This is a genomic window from Aeromonas sp. FDAARGOS 1416 (assembly GCF_019048085.1).
Taxonomy (GTDB): domain Bacteria; phylum Pseudomonadota; class Gammaproteobacteria; order Enterobacterales; family Aeromonadaceae; genus Aeromonas; species Aeromonas veronii.
Genome location: NZ_CP077301.1, coordinates 4,123,053 through 4,142,712, shown reverse-complemented (window position 1 = coordinate 4,142,712; position 19,660 = coordinate 4,123,053). Strand labels below are relative to the sequence as shown.

General features: G+C 58.5%; 20 protein-coding genes. All 20 read right to left on the bottom strand.

Going from position 1 to position 19,660, the window contains the following annotated elements:
* Nucleotides 1–49: 49 nt before the first annotated feature.
* The 20 genes from I6L46_RS18875 to I6L46_RS18780 all read right to left on the bottom strand — a co-directional run bounded on the left by I6L46_RS18875 (nucleotide 50) and on the right by I6L46_RS18780 (nucleotide 19,595).
* On the bottom strand, nucleotides 50–637 hold the full coding sequence (locus I6L46_RS18875) for a nucleoside triphosphate pyrophosphatase (RefSeq protein WP_005340055.1): 588 nt from the start codon (nucleotides 635–637) through the stop codon (nucleotides 50–52).
* A 2-nt stretch (nucleotides 638–639) separates the two neighbouring features.
* Nucleotides 640–1,125: a rod shape-determining protein MreD gene (gene mreD / locus I6L46_RS18870; protein WP_005340054.1), complete on the bottom strand. Its 486-nt coding sequence runs from the start codon at nucleotides 1,123–1,125 to the stop codon at nucleotides 640–642.
* Nucleotides 1,125–2,015 carry a rod shape-determining protein MreC gene (gene mreC / locus I6L46_RS18865; RefSeq protein WP_064337478.1) on the bottom strand — a complete coding sequence of 297 codons (891 nt, stop codon included), beginning with the start codon at nucleotides 2,013–2,015 and terminating at the stop codon, nucleotides 1,125–1,127. The genes mreD and mreC overlap by 1 nt, the downstream gene beginning before the upstream one ends.
* A 42-nt stretch (nucleotides 2,016–2,057) precedes the next feature.
* The gene (locus tag I6L46_RS18860) at nucleotides 2,058–3,098 is read right to left on the bottom strand and encodes a rod shape-determining protein (protein WP_005340051.1); all 1,041 of its coding nucleotides are present in this window, start codon (nucleotides 3,096–3,098) and stop codon (nucleotides 2,058–2,060) included.
* A gap of 204 nt (nucleotides 3,099–3,302) precedes the next feature.
* A complete protein-coding gene (locus I6L46_RS18855; protein WP_216976710.1) occupies nucleotides 3,303–6,986 on the bottom strand; it encodes a DUF6701 domain-containing protein in 3,684 nt (1,227 codons plus the stop codon).
* The gene (locus I6L46_RS18850) at nucleotides 6,986–7,459 is read right to left on the bottom strand and encodes an MSHA biogenesis protein MshP (protein WP_216976708.1); all 474 of its coding nucleotides are present in this window, start codon (nucleotides 7,457–7,459) and stop codon (nucleotides 6,986–6,988) included. Before I6L46_RS18850 ends, I6L46_RS18855 begins: the two co-directional genes overlap by 1 nt.
* A complete protein-coding gene (locus tag I6L46_RS18845) occupies nucleotides 7,449–8,378 on the bottom strand; it encodes a PilW family protein (protein WP_216976706.1) in 930 nt (309 codons plus the stop codon). Before I6L46_RS18845 ends, I6L46_RS18850 begins: the two co-directional genes overlap by 11 nt.
* A complete protein-coding gene (locus I6L46_RS18840; RefSeq protein WP_216976704.1) occupies nucleotides 8,378–8,938 on the bottom strand; it encodes a prepilin-type N-terminal cleavage/methylation domain-containing protein in 561 nt (186 codons plus the stop codon). The genes I6L46_RS18845 and I6L46_RS18840 overlap by 1 nt, the downstream gene beginning before the upstream one ends.
* Entirely contained in the window at nucleotides 8,925–9,419 is a 495-nt protein-coding gene (locus I6L46_RS18835; RefSeq protein ID WP_150997636.1) for a prepilin-type N-terminal cleavage/methylation domain-containing protein, read from the bottom strand. The genes I6L46_RS18840 and I6L46_RS18835 overlap by 14 nt, the downstream gene beginning before the upstream one ends.
* A gap of 56 nt (nucleotides 9,420–9,475) precedes the next feature.
* Nucleotides 9,476–9,925: a prepilin-type N-terminal cleavage/methylation domain-containing protein gene (locus I6L46_RS20795; RefSeq protein WP_021231582.1), complete on the bottom strand. Its 450-nt coding sequence runs from the start codon at nucleotides 9,923–9,925 to the stop codon at nucleotides 9,476–9,478.
* Nucleotides 9,926–9,939: 14 nt separating this feature from the next.
* Nucleotides 9,940–10,611 carry a prepilin-type N-terminal cleavage/methylation domain-containing protein gene (locus tag I6L46_RS18825; protein WP_216976702.1) on the bottom strand — a complete coding sequence of 224 codons (672 nt, stop codon included), beginning with the start codon at nucleotides 10,609–10,611 and terminating at the stop codon, nucleotides 9,940–9,942.
* 77 nt (nucleotides 10,612–10,688) lie between these two features.
* The gene (locus I6L46_RS18820) at nucleotides 10,689–11,150 is read right to left on the bottom strand and encodes a hypothetical protein (RefSeq protein ID WP_216976700.1); all 462 of its coding nucleotides are present in this window, start codon (nucleotides 11,148–11,150) and stop codon (nucleotides 10,689–10,691) included.
* Between the two features lie 77 nt (nucleotides 11,151–11,227).
* Nucleotides 11,228–12,448, bottom strand: coding sequence for a type II secretion system F family protein (locus I6L46_RS18815; protein WP_005340027.1), 1,221 nt, complete (start codon nucleotides 12,446–12,448; stop codon nucleotides 11,228–11,230).
* A 3-nt stretch (nucleotides 12,449–12,451) separates the two neighbouring features.
* A complete protein-coding gene (mshE, locus tag I6L46_RS18810; protein ID WP_203119415.1) occupies nucleotides 12,452–14,161 on the bottom strand; it encodes a GspE/PulE family protein in 1,710 nt (569 codons plus the stop codon).
* 74 nt (nucleotides 14,162–14,235) lie between these two features.
* Nucleotides 14,236–15,315: a tetratricopeptide repeat protein gene (locus tag I6L46_RS18805; RefSeq protein WP_216976698.1), complete on the bottom strand. Its 1,080-nt coding sequence runs from the start codon at nucleotides 15,313–15,315 to the stop codon at nucleotides 14,236–14,238.
* Nucleotides 15,312–16,202 (bottom strand): ExeA family protein, encoded by an 891-nt coding sequence (locus I6L46_RS18800; RefSeq protein WP_216976696.1) that lies wholly within the window; start codon nucleotides 16,200–16,202, stop codon nucleotides 15,312–15,314. Before I6L46_RS18800 ends, I6L46_RS18805 begins: the two co-directional genes overlap by 4 nt.
* A gap of 92 nt (nucleotides 16,203–16,294) precedes the next feature.
* Nucleotides 16,295–17,962: a pilus (MSHA type) biogenesis protein MshL gene (gene mshL, locus I6L46_RS18795; protein WP_216976694.1), complete on the bottom strand. Its 1,668-nt coding sequence runs from the start codon at nucleotides 17,960–17,962 to the stop codon at nucleotides 16,295–16,297.
* A 70-nt stretch (nucleotides 17,963–18,032) separates the two neighbouring features.
* The gene (locus I6L46_RS18790; RefSeq protein ID WP_216976692.1) at nucleotides 18,033–18,362 is read right to left on the bottom strand and encodes an MSHA biogenesis protein MshK; all 330 of its coding nucleotides are present in this window, start codon (nucleotides 18,360–18,362) and stop codon (nucleotides 18,033–18,035) included.
* Nucleotides 18,355–19,002: an MSHA biogenesis protein MshJ gene (locus I6L46_RS18785; RefSeq protein WP_216976690.1), complete on the bottom strand. Its 648-nt coding sequence runs from the start codon at nucleotides 19,000–19,002 to the stop codon at nucleotides 18,355–18,357. The genes I6L46_RS18790 and I6L46_RS18785 overlap by 8 nt, the downstream gene beginning before the upstream one ends.
* Entirely contained in the window at nucleotides 19,002–19,595 is a 594-nt protein-coding gene (locus I6L46_RS18780; protein ID WP_128834786.1) for a PilN domain-containing protein, read from the bottom strand. Before I6L46_RS18780 ends, I6L46_RS18785 begins: the two co-directional genes overlap by 1 nt.
* Nucleotides 19,596–19,660: the final 65 nt, after the last annotated feature.

The window sequence follows — 19,660 nt, the reverse complement described above, 5'->3', positions numbered from 1 at the left end:
GTACAACGCGCGCAAGGGAGAAACGCAGCAGAGCACAGCTGACGGGAAATTATTTGAGCTGTTCCAGATGATGCTTGATCAGCAAGTCTGTCTCCAGCAGGGGCAGGCCGACCACGGCGCTATAGCTCCCTTCGATGCGGCTGACAAACTTGCCGGCAATACCCTGAATGCCATACGCCCCGGCCTTGTCACAGGGCTCACCGGTCTGCCAGTAGGCCTCGATCTCGGCCTCGTCCAGCTTGCGAAACGCCACGTTGGTGGTGACCAGACGCACGTCACAACGATCCTTGCTGGCCAGCGCTACCGCCGTCATCACCTGATGCACCTTGCCGGAGAGGGACTCCAGCATATCTTTGGCATCCAGCAGATCGGACGGTTTCTCCAGTACCCGGTCGCCCAGCACCACTATGGTGTCGGCACCCAGCACCGGCAACGCCGTCGGCGCACACGCCACGCCCGCCATCGCCTTGTCACGGGCGAGACGGCAGACGTAATCCTGCGCCTTTTCACCCTCTTCCCGCTGCTCGGGCACATCCAGTTTCAGCACCTCGAAGCGGTAGCCAATCTGGGTCAGCAGTTCACGGCGACGGGGAGAAGCCGAGGCGAGATAGAGTTGTGGTTCGTTGTTTTTGTTCATATTTACCTGATATTGAAGCGGCGCCGCACCTTGCGCAGCACCAGAAACACCCAGGGCCATATTAGCATCGTCGTCAACGTCGACCAAAAGTAGGAGAAGTTGAGACTGGCCTGGCTGAACAGATGCTCGGCCCAGAATACCGTCATTTTACCCACTAGCGAGAGGCCACCGATGATCAGTGCCTGCTGCCAGAGGGAGAAGTTGCGGATCTTCTGGAACTGGAAGGCCGCCAGATAGGTGGTGATGGCCATCGCCATCGCCCGCACGCCGAGGGTGCTGCCAAGCAGCACATCCAGCAGCAGGCCCGCCACCCAGGCGGTGCCGACGTTGGTCCGGTGCGGCAAGGCCAGCGCCCAGTAGATGAGCACCATGGCCAGCCAGTCCGGGCGGAAGGGGTCAAATTCGAAAGGAAGCGGCAGGATCGACAGGCTCAAGGCCAGCAGGATCGAGATCCAGATCCAGATCCTGCCGCTGGCGGGTTCTAGCATCAGCGGGTGGCTCCTGCGGCGGACGCAACGGGAGCCGCCCGTTCGCCATCCTCATCATGTACTTCAGGCTTCTTGTCGGTCCACAGCAGCAGCAGATAGCGCAGTCTGTCCAGCTCCACCAGCGGCTTGGCCTCGACCTGAGCGAAGGGCTTGCCCTCCACATACTCGGAGCGGGTCACAGTCGCCACCGGATAACCTTCCGGGAAGCGGCCACCCAGACCCGAGGTGACCAGCAGATCACCCACCTGAATATCGGTGTTGCGCGGCAGGTTGCGCAGCTCAAGCTTGTCGAGCTCACCACTGCCGGAGGCAATGGCGCGCAAGTCGTTGCGCAGCACCCGCACCGGAATACCGTGGCTGGAGTCGGTGATCAGCAGCACGCGACTGGTGGTGGAACCCACGTGGAGCACCTGACCAATCACCCCCTGATCGTTGATCACCGCCTGACCGTTGTAGACGCCATCCAGCGCCCCCTTGTTGATCAGCACCTGATGGCTGAAGGGGTCGGAATCCACCGATAGCAGCTCGGCAACCATCTTGCGGGACTCCTTGTGCACCGGCGACCCCAGCAGCTCACGCAGCCGCTGGTTCTCGTGTTCCAGTTGATCCATTTTGAGCAGACGGGCACGCAGGGTAAACAGCTGTTGCTCCTGCTGTTTGGTCTGCTCGATGAGATCGGCGCGGGTCTGCACCTGGGTCGACATGGTGTCGAGCAGGGTACCGGGCGCATTGGCCATGTATTGCAGGGGACTGACTAACGAACTGAGGTAGACGCGGACATGGGTAAACACACCGAAGCGGGAATCCGCGACGATGGCAGCGATGGAGATGATGACGGCGAGAAACAACCGTAACTGAAGCGAAGGGCCTCTACCAAAAATGGGTTTCATGGGTCGTCAAAAAAGAGCCGGCACGCTGGCCGGCTTTGGGTCTTATTCGTAGTGGAACAGATCGCCACCGTGCATATCGATCAGCTCCAGCGCCTTGCCGCCGCCACGGGCCACACAGGTGAGGGGATCTTCGGCCACGACGACAGGAATGCCGGTCTCTTCCATCAGCAGACGGTCGATATCTTTCAGCAGTGCGCCACCACCGGTCAGCACCATGCCGCGCTCGGAGATGTCGGAAGCCAGTTCCGGCGGAGACTGCTCCAGCGCCACCATGACGGCAGCCACGATACCGGACAGCGGCTCTTGCAGCGCTTCCAGGATTTCGTTGGAGTTGAGAGTGAAGCTGCGCGGTACACCTTCAGCCAGGTTGCGACCACGGACTTCGATCTCGCGCACCTCTTCGCCCGGATAGGCGGAGCCGATCTCGTGCTTGATGCGCTCGGCAGTCGCTTCACCGATCAGGCTGCCGTAGTTGCGACGGACGTAGCTGATGATCGCTTCGTCAAACTTGTCGCCACCGATACGGACGGACTGGGAGTAGACCACACCGTTCAGAGAGATGATGGCCACTTCAGTGGTACCACCACCGATATCAACCACCATGGAACCGGTCGCTTCGGATACCGGCAGGCCGGCACCGATGGCAGCAGCCATAGGCTCGTCGATCAGGTAGACCTCACGGGCACCGGCGCCCAGTGCGGACTCCTTGATGGCGCGACGCTCAACCTGGGTTGAACCGCACGGTACACACACCAGCACGCGCGGGCTGGGGCGGAAATAGTTGTTGTCGTGAACCTGCTTGATGAAGTGCTGCAGCATCTTCTCGGTCACGTAGAAATCGGCGATCACGCCGTCTTTCATCGGGCGGATTGCGGAAATGTTGCCCGGGGTACGGCCCAGCATCTGCTTGGCGGCATGACCGACAGCAGCGACCGATTTGGCGTTCCCGCGCTCTTGGCGAATGGCGACAACTGAGGGTTCGTTAAGGACGATCCCTTGATCTTTTACATAGATCAGGGTGTTGGCAGTTCCCAAATCGATCGACAGATCGTTGGAAAAGACGCCTCTGAGCTTTTTGAACATGGCTACGGGAAATCCTAAGAATTTGGAGGTGCAGAAAACCGGCTAACTTTACCAATGCCCACCCCAATGGGCAAGCGCTCAAACTGTCGCCAATCAATCAGGCGCGACAAAAATGCGAGTCATCACTCACTCGGACACGCTTGCAAACACTAATAAACAAGGATTTAGGGGGATGCTGTTGAGCCAACCCCCCTTACACATCAATTACTGCAATACTTCGCGCCGATAAATAATTCTGTCATTACCCCGGCTGGAGCCGAAAATGGCCTCACCTTGCAGGTTGCCGTCATTGGCACTCGTTGGGTCAGACAACCAGAGGGGCTGCGACGGCTGTTTTGCCAAATCGACCTTGTAGGGAATGCGCACCGAGATATCCGGCTTGGCAAAGTGGAACAGGATCTCCCCGTCTTTCGCCAGTGCAGCATCCCCACCCGGTGCAGAACTACCCAACCCCAGCTTGATCTTGCGACCTGCCCCCAGATTCAGCTCGCGAGTCGCCGCATCAAAGGTGTGACTCGGATTGAGGAAAGTGAACCCCTGATTGGCCAAAGAGAGCTGGGTACATTGATCTTCCTTGTTTTGCAGCCAGTTGCCCGCTTCGTAATATTGCATCTGCAGTGGAATGGCCAGCGGCGCCGAGGCCAAGCCCGCCGCAGTGCCAGCCTGCAGGCGGCCAAAATAGGCTTTCATAGGCACACTGTCTATCTGACGGGCATTACAACCGCTACCACTGCAGTTACCTACCACGGCATCATTGAAATTCGGGCTGGCAATCAGCGTTCTGTCGCCATCGTTATCCCTCATATACAGACCAAACAACAAAGACTTGTAGGGACCATCCGGTTGCGTGCCAGAGAGGCGCACAAACTCGCTGCTACCGGTAGTCAAGGCCGCACGGCCATCGAGCCATGGCAGCGGCTGCAGACTGCGCAAGCGGCTCGACAGGGATTTACCATCCTTATCATTGGCAACCGAGAGATAGGCTTCGCCCTTGGCAAAGGGCCCAGTATAGTTACGCGTCTGTACACCCGTCGTATTACGGGCCAGCACATCCAGCATGACACCAAAGGGTTGCCCCATATAGGAGAACGCATCGCAGGCCGGCACTATGTCGCCACTCACCAGATTGAAGTCGGCAGGAATAAAACGCCCCACCGGCTGGCTCTGGGCTGATGGGATGGTGTAATTGAAGTAGCCATTGGCTGGTGGCGTCGCCGTCATTCGGAACACTCCCACCTCGCTCACAGTCTGGCTAACGTTATTGGCACTGTTGGCCGCAGCCACATGGCTATAGCTGGTAGTACCCAGCGTTGCATTGGTGCCCGGATTGGGTGCCACCAGCGTACTGCCCAGAGCAATATTGGGCAGGGCAAAGTTGGGCGTAGTCTGATTCCCTACGCAGATATCCCCATCATTGGCGGATTCCCAGGCCATCGCCTTGATATCTACCTGGAACGTTTCCCCCGCTTTTTTGAATACCGGACAGCTGCTGTCACCTGCCGCGCAGACCCCTTGCGGGGGCGTGATGCACAGACCGACCGGGCGAGCCACAAACTGATCCGCGCCTAGCATCACCAGACCGGCTTCACTGCCAGTACCATCATAGCGGGCATCCAGTTGCACCTTGCCCGCATCCGGGTACTTAACCGTTATGCTCGACTGCCCCTGCGAATCAAATGCGAGGGAGAGCGGCGTTGCAGCCCCCTGACTGGCACCAATCGTACTGCTGTTGACGCTCATCTGGCTGTTATAGGGGTTACTGGTGGGGGTGATATAGCTGCTCCAGAACTTGACGCTCTTGGTCTGGCTGGCAAAGCCCGGCACGCACTGCTTGGTCACATCGCTCTTTTTGACTGCCTTGATGGTGACCGTCTGCGGCTGGTTGGAGTAGGTGTCCGGCACATCGAAGAAGAAGCCGCTATCGGCAAAGCTCAGGGTACAGGCTGCCGCACTGGGCGTACCGGCCCCGGCCTTGCACAAGGTGGTACTGAATGGCTTGGTCGTCGGAGTCGAGCCGGAAACGCCTATGGTCACCGCGGTCGGCGTATTATTGCGCAACTGCACCTTGGTCGAACCGCCGCTAAAGGTCACCGTATTGCCACCAATCCAACCATTGCTGGCAGAAGTAGGGATAAGACTCAGGGTCGCAGTAACCGGGTCTGTGATAAGCGTGTTACAAGCGGCATCGGCGCACGCCTTGACCGTCACCGTCTCGGGGTTGCAGGTCAGTGGCTGACCGGAGTGATCAAGTTGGAAATGATCAATCTGCACCCCGATCGGGTTGGAGCGCAGGGCGCAGATCTGGATATCATCCAACTCATGGTTATTGTTGGCACCTCCGGTTGACCCTGTAAGCGACAGCAAAAAATCTGCAGGAACCTGCTCCTGCCCAGCAGTCGCCATCGCATTGAATGGGGCAACAAGGTTACTAAATCCTAAGCCACTGTCTCTATCGAGCGAGACCATGGAGCGGCCAGCCACGCGTGAATCAATCCTTAACCGATAGAGATGGCCGGGCTGGGCGGAACTGGTGCCACTCACATCAATCTTGGGATTAAGATTGGCCGCCGTGCCTGCCAAATAGCGATAACTTGAACCGACGCCCCCCCGAATCGCAATTGCTTGAGCACGGAATCCCGGGCCACCAACTTTTCCTTCATTACCGTTGGAAAAGTTTCCATATTCGTCAAGCCCGACGCCAAGCCAACCACCGGCAAAACCGGGCGTTCCATTATCACGTTGAGCATAACCGAGCGCGCCACCAAAACTACCAGGCTGCGGGGTTACTGTCGCATCAGAAAGAATCACCGCTAATCCATCCCCCCCGGTATTAAACCAAGTGGGTGACCATGCATAATAACGAAAGGTTACTTCAACCAAGTTGTTTGCAGCCGGGAATAAACGCTGATAGGTAGCAGAGGTGGCCTGATTGCCAATATTTCGGGTCATCCGCAAGCGACCGCTCTGAATAGATGGCAACTCACTATTATTTCTCTGAGATACAACCCAGTTATCGCCCAGACTTGGTCTCGAAAAATCGTCACTGAAACATTGTGATAATGGGGTATCAGCACTTATATTTATCACTGCATTGTTATACATCAATAAATTGCGAGCGCTGACTCGACCATTGATAACAGAACTACCTTCCATTGTTAGCGTTTGATTGCTGTAAACATAGCCATCAACACGACTGCTGCTATTCATAGTTATACTGTTATAGCCAAATAATAGAATAGAACCACCGTTTGCACGTAACAAGCTGGCATTTTCAAGTGATGTAGAGTTATTGACAAATATTCTTACCTGTCCAAGAGCCTCAATGAGGCTACCACTAAATAGATTCAACGAGTTTATATAATAATCACCAGCCGGAAGAATGGCCTTGCCACCATTATTGATTGTTAATGTCCGTAGTCGGTATTCACTCTGGCTATCTGAAAAAGTGAGCCTGCAGCCATTATTGAGAGTGAGGTCTCGAAACTGACTTTGCACATTTGAACCAATGAGCAGTGAAGAGTTACAGGTTACGTTACCGCCTGCGTTAGAACTGGTTAAAAATACGTTTTCACCGGTGATGGGTAATGCAAGCTCCCGGGAGCCCGCGATGGTACAACGCCGATCTCCACTATCAACTGTATCGCAACCTCTTTCTGGTAATGGGGAGTTTGAAGAACAAAAATTTAAATCAGCCCCTTGTGTACCATTGATACGAGCATTGCCATATTGTTCCAGACGCCCCCCACTACCGGTTGAGCAGGTACCTCCACCATCACCTCGATGCCCTTGCGCCACCGCGGGAAAAAAGGTTTCACTATCAATCTGCTGAAACGCCCCTGCTGCGCCACTAAATAGCCACACGGCTACGACGATCCATAAATTGCGCATCAGGGAGTTCCTCCATCATAAGCTTCGACCATCAGGGTTCGGCTCACGGCAAAATCAGGATTGGCACTGTTAAGGTCGGAGCTGCCACAGGTTCCGACACTCTCGAGACGATAGCCATTGGTCACAGATCCGTTATAAGTCACCGGCACCGTGGCGCAACGAACCACAGACTGACAGTTGGTCAGCCCTGGATTGCTGGCAAAGCTCAGTGGGCTGCTTGCCAGGCAGACCGCTGGGGGGGTCGGTTGGGCAAGCGTGCGCTTGGGGAACAACCGATAGAGCGCTACTTCCAACCCGCTCTGGGCGGCCAGCAGAGCACGCACACTGCGCACCTCCACGGTATTTTTCTCACCACTGTCGACCAGAAAACGGCCCATAGCAGCCGCCAGCAGTGCCATCACAACAATCACAAACAGGGCGATCATCAAGGCACTGCCTCGCATCCGTCCGAAAGCCTGTGGATCAGGGTACATTGAACACCTCTATCTTGTGGTTAAAGGTGACCGACTCCCCTTTGCGCTCGAACACAAAGCGCATGCCAAACTCCCCTTCGGCGTTAAACGCCGAGGTTTCCCGATAGAAGGTGCCAATACGAAGGGAATCCGCCATCAACACGCCCTGTGCAGGTAAGGATGCTCCAATGGGGGCTGTGGCACGGGTCAGCGTGTTTCCTTCCACACAGTAGCGAACCTGCTGGTTGGCAAAGTAGACCCGGCTGCCGGGAGAGAGGCCAGTCAGACTCTCGGTGCTGGTATAGCGGATGGTTTGCGCTCCGGATACGGGCGTCAGCACATCGGTAACCCTGGCTACACAACGGCCATAATCGCAGCCTGCCGTAAGCGAACCGACATTTTTGTCCGGCACGGGGAATACTATCAGCTGATCGTCTTTTTTAACGGCGGTGGCATCCACATCCAGCGGATTGGCAGCAGAAGCCGGGGTCGCCATCACCAGCTCAAGGGTGGCCGTGCTCCCCGACATAGCGCGGTTAAGTGCCAGATAGCGGCTGGAGGTGCTGATGGGCCAGAACCGCAAACAGGCACCGGTGTCGTCCCATGTCCCGCCAGTCGTCTCGATCCGCTCCGATCCCGGCACCGCATCACGCAGTTCGCGGTTAAGCCGCTCCATGGCGAAGCGGGCATCGCTCATCAGCTGCTCACGGCTGCTGGCATCGCCATAAATCTGGGTGCCGATACCGATAAACTGGCTGGTAAAGGTCGCCATGATGCCGAGCAGCAGGATCACCATCACCAGCTCGACCAGAGTAAAGCCACGGTTACCCCGAGGTTTGCGGTCGGTTCGATTGGCCGCCAGGCTTAATCTGGCGCCGGAGTTGGCTAGGGGCGCGGATATTCTGGTAGAGAGGCAACCCCCAACAGCAGAGCGATCCATCAGTAGTTCCCCCGATAGAAGGAGAAGTCGAGTACGCTCCCATCCGGTAGCTTGATCTGCAGATCAATACGCTTGCCCACAGAGCAGGGTGCGGCACAACTCTTGAAGGTGCCGTCGCTGAAATCGGCTCCGCTCAGCGCAATTTTCACCTGATAGTTGCGATACTCCTCGCTGCTGACTCCCGTCGCAGTCTGAGTCAGGGTGTTGGCATCCACCCAGTTACCTGCGGTATCGAAATCATCCACATCGTTATAGGCATAGGATGCGGGCTCGCCATCAGGGCCATAACTGGTGGAGCAGGAAGAGATGGTCACCCCAGCCACCTGCTCGCCACAACGATAACGACCACCGTTATGATCCGAATGTTCATCAAACGACTTTTGCAAGATCTCGCCGGAGAGGCGCTGGGCCAGCTGGGCGGCGCGTACCTGCTGCACCGAGTCTACCGCCTGCGGCGCCTGATTGATAAGCAACCCCAAAATGCCGGTCAAGGCCACCGCCAGCAGCACTATGCCGACGATCAGCTCGATCAGGGTAAAACCACGCTTAAGGGATCTCATGGATAAACCCCTCGGATTCAATCTTGATACGGCTGATTTCGCGGCCATCACTCACCAGCAAGGTACAACCGGTAGCACAGTTGCCTAGCGGTCTGCCCATCTGATCGAAGCGCAGCACGAAGCGGTTGTTGTTATCTAGGGAGATGGAGATACCGGCAGAGGGCGTAACCAGTCGACCACGAGTCTCCAACTGGGGAGTCCAGCCACTATTGGTATCCAGATCATCGCTGGCGGGACACGCAGCATAAGTTCGGTGGGCAAAACGGGGAGAGGCAACCACCAGCTGGGTACAGCGGTTGGCAGGCTCATGCATATTGACGGTCTGTACCAACCGCAGCCGGGTAAGCAGCTCGTCACGCACGGTTTGAGTTTCAAAGCCGCCTTTGCCCAGCCATTTGGGCACGGCAAAGGCGGCCAGAATCCCGAGTAACAGGATCACCAGTACCAGTTCAATCAGGGTAAAGCCCTTGGTTGCAGGCATGGAGGTTCTCATTAGGGAAAAGAGAAAGCGAGGCCGAAGCCTCGCTCGAACATCAATCAATTACACGCAGTGTTGATAGAAATCGTTGGTCGATTGGTATTGCTGGTCAAAGTATTAGCGTAAGTAACGTCACACTTGTCATCTTGTGCACTTGCCGCACGGAAGGTGCCTTTGCTGCCAGATACTTCTGACCATCCATCCAAAGTTACGGTTTTGGCAACTTCATCTGTTACTGGATAGCCATAGTTAGTTTTCACAGTATCTGTAGTGCTGATTGCCACAGATACGGTTGCACCTGAAGCTGTATTCTCCAGGCCAGCAATAGCAGCCTTGCTATAGATCATTTGAGAACTGCTCTGCAGTGCAGCCTGCACGCCTTGTGCAGCAGAATAACGAGCATCATCCTGCAGATTCAGGAACTTGGGTGCAGCGGTGACCGCCAGAATACCCAGAATGATGATCACGATAACCAGTTCGATCAGGGTAAAACCCGCCTGTTTTTTCATTTCACTTTCCTCTGTTAATTAATATTTGTGGTCACCTGACCGGACGCCGGACGGTAACTGAAACTCATAAATGCATCAGTCTTGCCTTGCGGATCCTGATACTTGCCATCACTGCCCTTACTCAAACTATTGACCAAATAGTAACGGCAGACCGAATCCAGTCCATTACTGCTTACTGTGGCATAGTATTTCAGGTCATTGCCGCTACCGCGCACTTCATTGAAGCTGGCTGTAGCCTTGGGCGGGTTTTGCAGTAACCCCTCCCAAATATTGAGACAACGTTCGGCGGTCAGATTGGCCGGATCCACATCGGGATTACCGCTTGCAACGGTATCCATCGGATAGCCGGGCGACAGCTCGCCGTTACTGATCTGGGTATCGGTCGGTGTGGTCAGATAGAAGCGACTACCGTCATAAAGCACGGTATTGAGGCTGTCCTGTTTGGCGCGACCTTCCGCCTCCCATTGCGCCCGCACTAGTGAAACGCCGGTAGCAAAACCGCCAGAGACCCCCTCCACGCTAGCCTTTTTCGCTTCGTCAGTCACATCGAGAAAGCGCGGCAGTGCAGTCACCGCCAGGATCCCCAGGATCACGATAACGATCACCAGCTCAATGAGGGAAAAGCCGGTAGACTGTCTTCTCATCCCGTTTTCCGGCATTGTTGGTGCCATTGGTTTCATTGTCATGCTCCCTCCGTAATGCCCCGCATTATTTCATGCAGGCCCAAAAAAATCATGTAGTTGGGTCATATGATTAGCTTCATTCAAGGCTTTTTCATCACCCGCCCGTCAGAAAACTGATAAACCAGCCAATAACCATCCCACCCCATCTCGCAACCACTGCCATCGGGGCGGGCCAGAACCTGCAGGGGAGGCATTCCCCCCTCCGTCTCACCCATCAGTGCCAGCCACAACTGACGGCAATTTTCCGAAGGAGATTGCAGCGGCACCAGCCCCAAGGGCCACCCTCGGGCATCAAACTGCCACCCCTTGCCGGCGACATGCAGAGTCTGCGGACGCCGCTCATCGAGCCAAATGCCGTGCAAACGCTGTGCCCGCTCGGCAAATTGTTCCCCCAGCAAGGTGAGAGTGAGCTGCTGCGCCCCTTCCCGGTGGCCCTGATAGCTACGCACCAAGGTCGCCACGATCACCATCAGCAGGATGATCACGGCGATCCGCCTATATCCGGTCAGCCAGCGATCATCCTGCTGCGTCTGTCTGTTCATCCAGCCCTCGACTCCACCGATCACTTGCCTCTTACGGCTCTCATCATGTCCCACCATTCAAGCGTGAAGATGCCGAGTTACTTGCCGCGAACTGCGCGCATCATGTCCCACATGGGGGTGAAGATACCCAGTGCCAGGATCAGTACCATTACTGCCACGATCCCGATCAGGATCGGCTCGATCCGAGCGGTGAGACTCTTGAGGTCATAATCCACCTCCCGCTCGTAATACTCGGCCGCTTCGTGTAGCAGGTCATCGACCTGACCGGTCTCCTCCCCCACGGCGATCATCTGCATCACCAGCGGGGTGAACAGGCCGCTGCTGCTGGCGGTGCGCAGCAGGCTCTCGCCCCGCTCGATACCGGCGCGCATATCCCGCACTCGCCCCGCCATATAGGCGTTATCCACCGCATCGGCCACCAGGGTCAGCGCGGTGTTCAGCGGCACCCCGGCTTTGAGCATCATGGAAAAACTGCGGGCAAAACGGGCCAGCAGGGAGCGCTCTATGATGGTGCCGACGATAGGCAACTTGAGCTGCCAGCGGTGCCAGGTCAGCTTGCCCTTGGTGGTGGCGACCCAGCGGCGCCAACCGAATACCATCCCCGCCAGAATAGCGAGCAGCAGCCACCAGTAGTTGACAAAAAAGTGCGAGGTGGCGAGCAGAATGCGGGTCGCCAGCGGCAATTCCACCCCGAATTTGGCGAACATGCCGGCAAACACAGGGATCACCATGATATTGAGGATCACCATGGCGATACCGATGGCGATCATCACGAAGCTGGGGTAGCGCATGGCGGTCTTGATCCGCTTGCGGGTCTCCAGCTCCAGCTCGAAATAGTTGGCGAGCTGCAAAAAGGACTCTTCCAGCTGACCTGTGTTCTCACCCACATGGATGATGGCGACGAACAGGCTGCTGAATACCTTGGGGTGCGCCTGCATCGAGCTCGACAGCGGACGACCGTTGCCGAGATCTTCCCCCAGCGAGTGCAGCGCCCGTTTGAGCGGCTTGCTGTGAGTGCTCTCCTCCAGCCCGGCGATGGCACGCAGGATCGGGATCCCGGCCCGGGTCAGGGCATACATCTGGCGGCTGAAGATCACCAGCTCGTCCAGCTTGACGCCCCCTTCCAGCAACAGTGACCAGTCGATGGCGGCGGACTTGGCCTTGCCCGGTTTGAGCTCGGTGGGCATCACGCCACGGCGCATCAGCTGCTCGGCGGCCGCCATCTCGTTGGCCGCTTCGACCACGCCACTGGTGGCGTTGCCCTGGCTGTCACGCCCCTTGTAGGCAAAGTTAGCCATCGCTTACCCCAAATCCTCGGCCAGTCGCAACACCTCATCCACCGAGGTGATCCCCTGACGGGCATAATCGAGTGCCGTGAGGGCCAGCGGCCGATAGTGCTCATGCTGACGGGCTGCCTTGGCAAAACCCTCAGCGTCATTGCGGCGCAGTGCATCCATCATCGGCTGATCCAGCTCCAGCAACTCGTAAACCCCGATCCGGCCCGAATAACCGGTAAAGTTGCAGCTCTGGCAACCCCGCCCCTTGTGATAGGTGTGTTGGCCGGGAGCCTCGCCAGAGAGCACGGTGAGCCAGGTGGCCTGCCCTTCGTCGGGCGCCTTCTCCTCGACGCAGTGCTCACATATCCGCCGCACCAGCCGCTGGGCGACCACCGCCCGCAGGGCGCTCGCCACCAGATAGCCGGGCGCCCCCATGTCGATAAGGCGCAAGGCACTGGTCACCGCATCGTTGGTGTGCAGGGTGGTCAGCACCAGGTGACCTGTGATGGCGCCACGCAGACCGATCTCAACCGTCTCGTTGTCGCGCATCTCCCCCACCAGCAGGATGTCCGGATCCTGACGCAGGGTGGAGCGCAGCACGCTGGAGAAGGTGAGGCCGATCTTGGGGTTGACCTGCACCTGATTGACGCGGGAGAGACGATACTCCACCGGGTCTTCTACCGTGATGATCTTGTTGCTGGACTGGTTGAGCTCGGAGAGGGCGCCATAGAGGGTGGTGGTCTTGCCGCTACCGGTCGGGCCGGTCACCAGGATCATCCCGTGCGGCCGTTTGAGCTGGCGACGGAAACGGGTCAGGATCTCAGGCGGCATGCCGGTCTCGGTCAGCGACAGGATGCCGGAGGATTGATCCAGCAGACGCATCACCACTGATTCACCATACTGCACCGGCATGGTGGACATCCGCACATCCACATCGCGACCGCGCACCTTCATATTGAAACGGCCATCCTGCGGCAAGCGCTTCTCGGAGATATCGAGCCCCGCCACCAGCTTGAGACGCAGCACCAACGCTTGGGCGATCCGCACCTCGTTGAGGATATTCTCGTGCAGGATGCCGTCGATCCGCTGGCGAATGCGCAGCACCTTCTCGTCCGGTTCGATGTGGATATCCGACGCCCCTACCTGCACCGCATCCTCGAACAGGGAGCGCAGCAGCTTGGCCACCGTCGCCTCCCCCTCGTCATTGGCTCCCAGATTGCTGGAGCCCAGCTCGAAGCCGGAGTCCTGATACTCCTCCTGCAACTGTTCGGCGAAACTCTCAATCTCGCGGGTACGGCGATAGAGGCGGTCGAAATACTCCAGCAGCTGCCCTTCCCGCGCCACCGCCAGCACCATGATGCGTGGGCTGAGCAGGGCGGCGATGGCATCCAGTGCGCTCAGATCCGCCGGGTCCGACATCGCCACCGTCACCTTGTCGTCGGTAAGGTTGACCGCCAGCGCCCGATAACGGCGCGCCTGCACTTCGGGCAGCAGCGGCACCGCTGCGGCGTCGATGGTGAGGTTGTTGAGATCAAAGAAGGGCACATCCAGCTGGCGGGCGAGGAACTGCAACAGCTGCACCTCGCTGATAAAGCCGAGGTCGATGAGAGTGGTGCCCAGCTTGCGGCCGGTCTGACGCTGCTGCTGCAGGGCAAGCTGCAGCTGATCATCAGAGATGATCTGCTCTTGTACCAGCAGGTCGCCGAGGCGCATTTTCAGTCTGGGTTGTGCCATGTTTGCTCCGATCTCTGTTACTTCACACCCGTTGCCGCATCCGATCAGGCTTAGCTAATCGAACCTGCTGTTTATCAAGGGGTTAGTTGACCAATTCGTTGTTCCAGCCAGTTGGTCGACGCCTCGCCGAGGTTGCCGTGCAGCAGGGCGTTGCGATAGGCATCGAGCGCCCGCTGGCTGTGGCCCTGACCATCCTCGGCCACGCCGAGGCCAAGCCACCAGCGGCCCTGATCCGGCTGCTGACGCAGCAGCTTCACATAGAGCGCCGCCGCATCGGCATTCTGGCCCAGCTCCTGAGTCAGCCCGGCCCAGGTCGCGTAATAGTCCATGTTGCTGGCGAGATCCGGCTGATAGCCGGACAGCCAGCCAAGCGCCTGCTGCTGCTGCCCCTCGCTGATGGCAAGGCGGGCCAGTAGCAGACGAAAATCGGCCTGTTGGGGATCGAGCCGGATCCCCTCTTCCAGCAGCTGACGCGCCTCGGTCAGACGGCCCTCGCCGTAGAGCAGCCCCGCCAGCTGCTCGCGCGCGCCCTGATTGTAGGGATCGTGGGCCAGCACCTGATAGTAGTTGTCCTGCGCATCCCGCAGGCTTCCCTTGGCCATGGCGGTGGTCGCCTTGCGCTCAGCCAGTGCCGCCAGCTCCTTGGCCGACAGCTCGACCGTCTCGATCTTCAATACGCTCGGTTTGCGGGGCGTGCTGGCGACTGCCTGCTGCTCTGCCGCCAGTTCGGCGTAAAGCTCGGGCTGCAGCTCTTCATCGGTCGGCTCGGACTCGTCAACATCGCTGGAGGCATCAAAGGGCGCACCGTCAGCCGTGTCGCCAGAGTCATGCTCCCCAACCTCATCATTCACCTCGTCCTGACTTGGCAGCGGCAGCGCAGCCGACACCTCGACCGGCTCGGGCTGGCTGACGGGCACGGCGGCCCTAGCCACCACATCGGGGGCGACCACTTCGCTGGCCGCCGAGACGATATGGGTCTGCTGCCAATAGATCCAGGTTCGCCAACCGAGGATCCCCAGTGCCAGACCGCAGATCAGGGTCAACAGCAACATCCACCATCCCTGCTGGCGCGCAGGGGCAATATAGACGGCAGCACCTTCGGATCCTTGCTGGCGCCGATCCAGATCTTTCAGCATCTGGTTGATAACGCTCATGGCCAGACTCCATAAGCCAGGGCGCACCCCAGCAACAGTAACAGGGGCCACCAGTGCCGTGGCGCAAAGCGGCGGGCATCGTCGGTATCGCGAATGGCGAGCCGTACCAGACGGCTATCGACCTGACGCACACCCTGACCATAGGCCAGCATCAGGCACTTCTGCGCCAGGATATTGATCAGTCTCGGGATCCCTCGCGATGCACGCCACAACAGACGCATGGCTCGACCTGCAAACAGCGGTGCCCCGCGGTAACCGGAGACCTGCAATCTGTGCTCCAGATAGGCGCGAGTCTCGTCAAAACGCAGCGGCCGCAGGCAGTAGGAGAAGCCAATCCGCTGGCGCAGTTGGCGCAGATGCGGCTTACCCAGTCTGGTATCCAGCTCCGGCTGGCCGAACAGCACGATCTGCAGCAGCTTGCTCGATTCGGTCTCGAGATTGCCGAACAGGCGGATCGCCTCCAGCGTCTCGTCCGGCAGCGCTTGCGCCTCGTCGATCAGCACCACCACCCGACTGCCCTGCTGGTGCAGGCTGATCAGGTGACGATGGATACGATCGGTCAGATCCAGCTCGCTCTGATCCCGTACCGCCAACCCCAGCTCCAGCGCCAGCGCGATGCGCAGTTCGGCCGGAGTGAGGTGGGGATTGGGCAACCAGGCAAGCCGCACCGGACGCGCTTCCGAACCCAGCTCACTGAGCAGCTTGCGGCAGAGCAAGGTCTTGCCGGTACCCACCTCGCCGGTCACCTTGATAAAACCCTCCCCCTGCGCCAGCGCCCAGTTGAGCACCTGCAGCGCCTCTTCGTGAGGCGGCAGGCCGTAGTAGAAGCCGGTATTGGGAGTGAGGCTGAACGGTGCCTCCTGCAGGCCGAAGTGGGTCAGGTACATGAGACCTCACCTGCCACGGCAAGCAAGCAGCCTGTGCAGGCAAGGCAGCACAGGCCGTTCGGGATAGGGGTGACCGTATCTGGTGTCATGGGTCAGCCCTTGGCCGGATACCACTTGTCGAGCAGCTCGGAGGAGCGTTGCAGCTCGTTTTGCCAGGTATCTTTCTCCACCACGGTCGGTTTGAGCATGATCACCAGCTCCACCTTCTTGGTGCTCTCGCGGCGGTTGGTAAAGGCTTCACCCACCAAGGGAATATCCCCCAGCAGCGGCACCTTGCTGACGATCTCCTGCTTGTCGGTCTTCATCAGGCCGCCGATAACGATGATGTCACCGTTATTGGCCTGCACCACGGTATCGGATTCGCGGATCGAGCTTTTCGCCAACGGCAACACCAGCGTATCGCTGTCTGTCACCTTTATGGTCTTGGTTTGCTCTTCAGTATCGATAACGGAGGGATGGATATGCAGCAGCACCTTCCCCTCTTCATCGATCTGTGGTGTTACATCCAAAGAGATACCTGAGAAGAAAGGGGTCAACTCTACATTGGGAGTTGTTCGGTCACCGCTCGTCGTGCTCACGGTTGTTGTCGATGCGTTGGTGACGAAGTACTCGTCCGTCCCCACCTTGATCACCGCCTTCTGGTTGTTGGTCGCGGTGACACGGGGGCTGGAGAGGGTATTCACATCGCCCTGAGTCTTGAGCAGGTTGACCGCTACATTGAAGTTGCCGTCAGAGACCTTGAAACCGGCGCCGCCACCCAGTGCAGTGAAGATCTGATTAGGGGTGGTGGGTAACTGGGTATTGGCCAGTGAACCGCCACCGGTAATCCCCTTGTTGCCATCCCAGCTGGCGGAGAGACCGCTCCAGTCCACTCCCTGCTCATACCCTTCGTTGAGGGCAACTTCGATGATCCGCGCCTCCAGCACCACCTGCCGCTTGAGGTGACTATCGGATTGATTCAGGAATTCACGCACTGCCTTGAGCTCTTTCGGGTAGGCGCGAATGGTGACCAGACCCGCCTGCGGGCTGGTGATCACAGCGCGACCATCACCCGTGCCAATCAGGGTCTGCAGGGAGTCGCGCAGATCGGTCCAGTAGTCGCTGTTGGTATCGGTCTCGATACGGGTGCCATTGCTGCTGTTGCCGTTCGAGTTGTTGCCGGAGGAGTTATTGGTGCTGTTGTTGTTCGATGCACTGTCAAAACTGCTGTCGCTGCTGTTATTGCTGTCATTGGCCGTCACCCCGCCGGTGCTGACCGAGGTGCGGGATAGGCCACGGCGGGACATCATCAGATAGTTGACCGGAATGGTTTCGGTGCGCAGACCCGCCGGATAGATGTGGAAGACATTGCCCTTGCGCTGCACGTCGAAGCCATACATGTCACCTACCACCGCCAGCACCTCCGGCAGGGTCACATCCTTGAGCTCGACCGAGACCAGCCCGGCCACCCCGGGATGAACCGCCACGCTGTAGCGGGAGCCCTTGAACAGGGAACCGAAAAACTCCACCGCCTCCACGTCGTGAGCCGCGATGCGCAGCCGCTTCTCCGGCATGCCGACCGGCATCTGCGGCCGGTTCAGCTGCAGCAATTCACTCTGCACCGATTTGGGCAAGGCGGTCAGCGGGGCAGCCTGCTTCTGCTGTTCGTTCATGGCCTGTTTGAGAGCATCCTTGGCCTGGGTCGGCTCGGGGTGCTGATACGTGGTACAGCCTGCGGCCATCATGGCCATGGTGATCAGACAGAGACGGTGTTTTTTCATGTAATTAGAGCACCCTGACTTGCAATTAAACTCGATAAAGCCGCTCCACCTCTCGAAAGGCAAGCACGACTCAAACCCGGATCTTGCTGGCAAAGAGTGTGACTGCGTGGCGTTTGCCCGCCTTTTCCAGCACCACGGCATCTGCCGTGATGGCCACCAGCTTATAGCCATCCACCTGTTGCCCGACCCGATAACTCTTGCCATTGAGCACCGCCAGCGCCGGGCCATTGCCCAGCACCACACTCTGCAGCTTCGGTAAACCGGTGTTGCTCTCGCCGGTCGCACGGGCGCCAATCGCCACATCCGCCAGCGGTGCGGTGGGATCCTGCAATACCTCGACCTGCTCCGCCTTTACCAGCACGCTGAACAGGCAACAGCACAACGCAAACACTCTAGCCACGGATAAACTCCTTGCTGGTACTCAGGGTGTAGATCTCCATCTCCACCACCGCGCCGGGATAGGCTTTGACCCGGTAGTCGAACTGCTTCCAGTAGAAGTGGCGCGGCAAGGCTTCCAGCGCTTTAAGATATTGATACACATCGAAATAGCCGCCTTCAAGCTGAAGCCGGATACCGTGCTTGTAGAGATTGACCTTCTGCTCCCCCGCCATCAGCGGGGTCGGCTCCAGCGAACTGAGCGCCAGCATGTGAAGGTTGGCGGAGCGGGAGAGCAGCGCCTCCAGCACCTGCGGCATCTCGTGCGCCGGGATCAGATCGACGGTCTGGGCCTTCAGCTCATCGTCGATCCGGGCCAGATCCGCTTCGACCTGCGCCAGCTGGTCGCGAACGCCCTGATTGGGATCCCGCTTGAGCCGAGCCTGTTTGCCGAGGTTCTCCAGCTCCATGATTTCGAGGTCGCGCTCGGCGGCGCTCAGGGCCATGCGATCCTGCTGCAGGCGGGTATCGGCGCCATCAAGCCAACCGTAGATGCTGCCAGCGCCCAGCAAAACCAGACCAGTCAGCAGGATCAACACCCGCTCCCGCTGGCTCAACAGGGCGATACGCTGGCCCCACGCCTGCCATTGTGCTTTCAGGTTCATCAGGGTTTCTCCCGCGCGATGCCGCTCAACTGGAAGGTCAGACGACCCTCCTCGTCACGGCCAAGGGTCAGTTCACCAAACTCCTTGCCTACCAGACTCGGGGTCTGCTTGAAGCGGTTGACCCAGGCCGGCACATCCTGACTGCGTCCGGCAAAACCGGAGAGGTTGATCCGCCCTTCGTTGATCTCGATGCGCTGCAACGAGAGGTTGCTGCTGCGAATGCGGGAGAGATCCGCCATCACGCTGGCATAGCCCTGGGATTTTTGCAGAGACAGGCTACCGAGCTGACGCATCAGCCCCTGCTTGGCGGTCAGCTCATCCCGTTTATTGACCAGTTGCTGTTGCAGCCGGGGATCCGCCTGATGGCGCGCCAGCTCGGCATCGAGGCGTCTGGCCTCGCTGCGCTTGAGCTCCAGCTCGGCGGTGCGTTGCGCTAGCGCCCGGCTGACCTGTTGCTGCTGCCAGCTGTAACCGATAGCCGTCAGCAGGATCAGCAACAGCGCAACACCCCATACCAACGCCATCTGATTGAGGCTGGCCCACTGCCGCTTGGGACGAAACTCGGCACCATAGAGGTTTATCTGACGTTTCATCACGCATCCTCCCCGATGGCGGCTGCGTAGGCCGAGAGGTATTCGACGCCAGCCAGCAACATTGT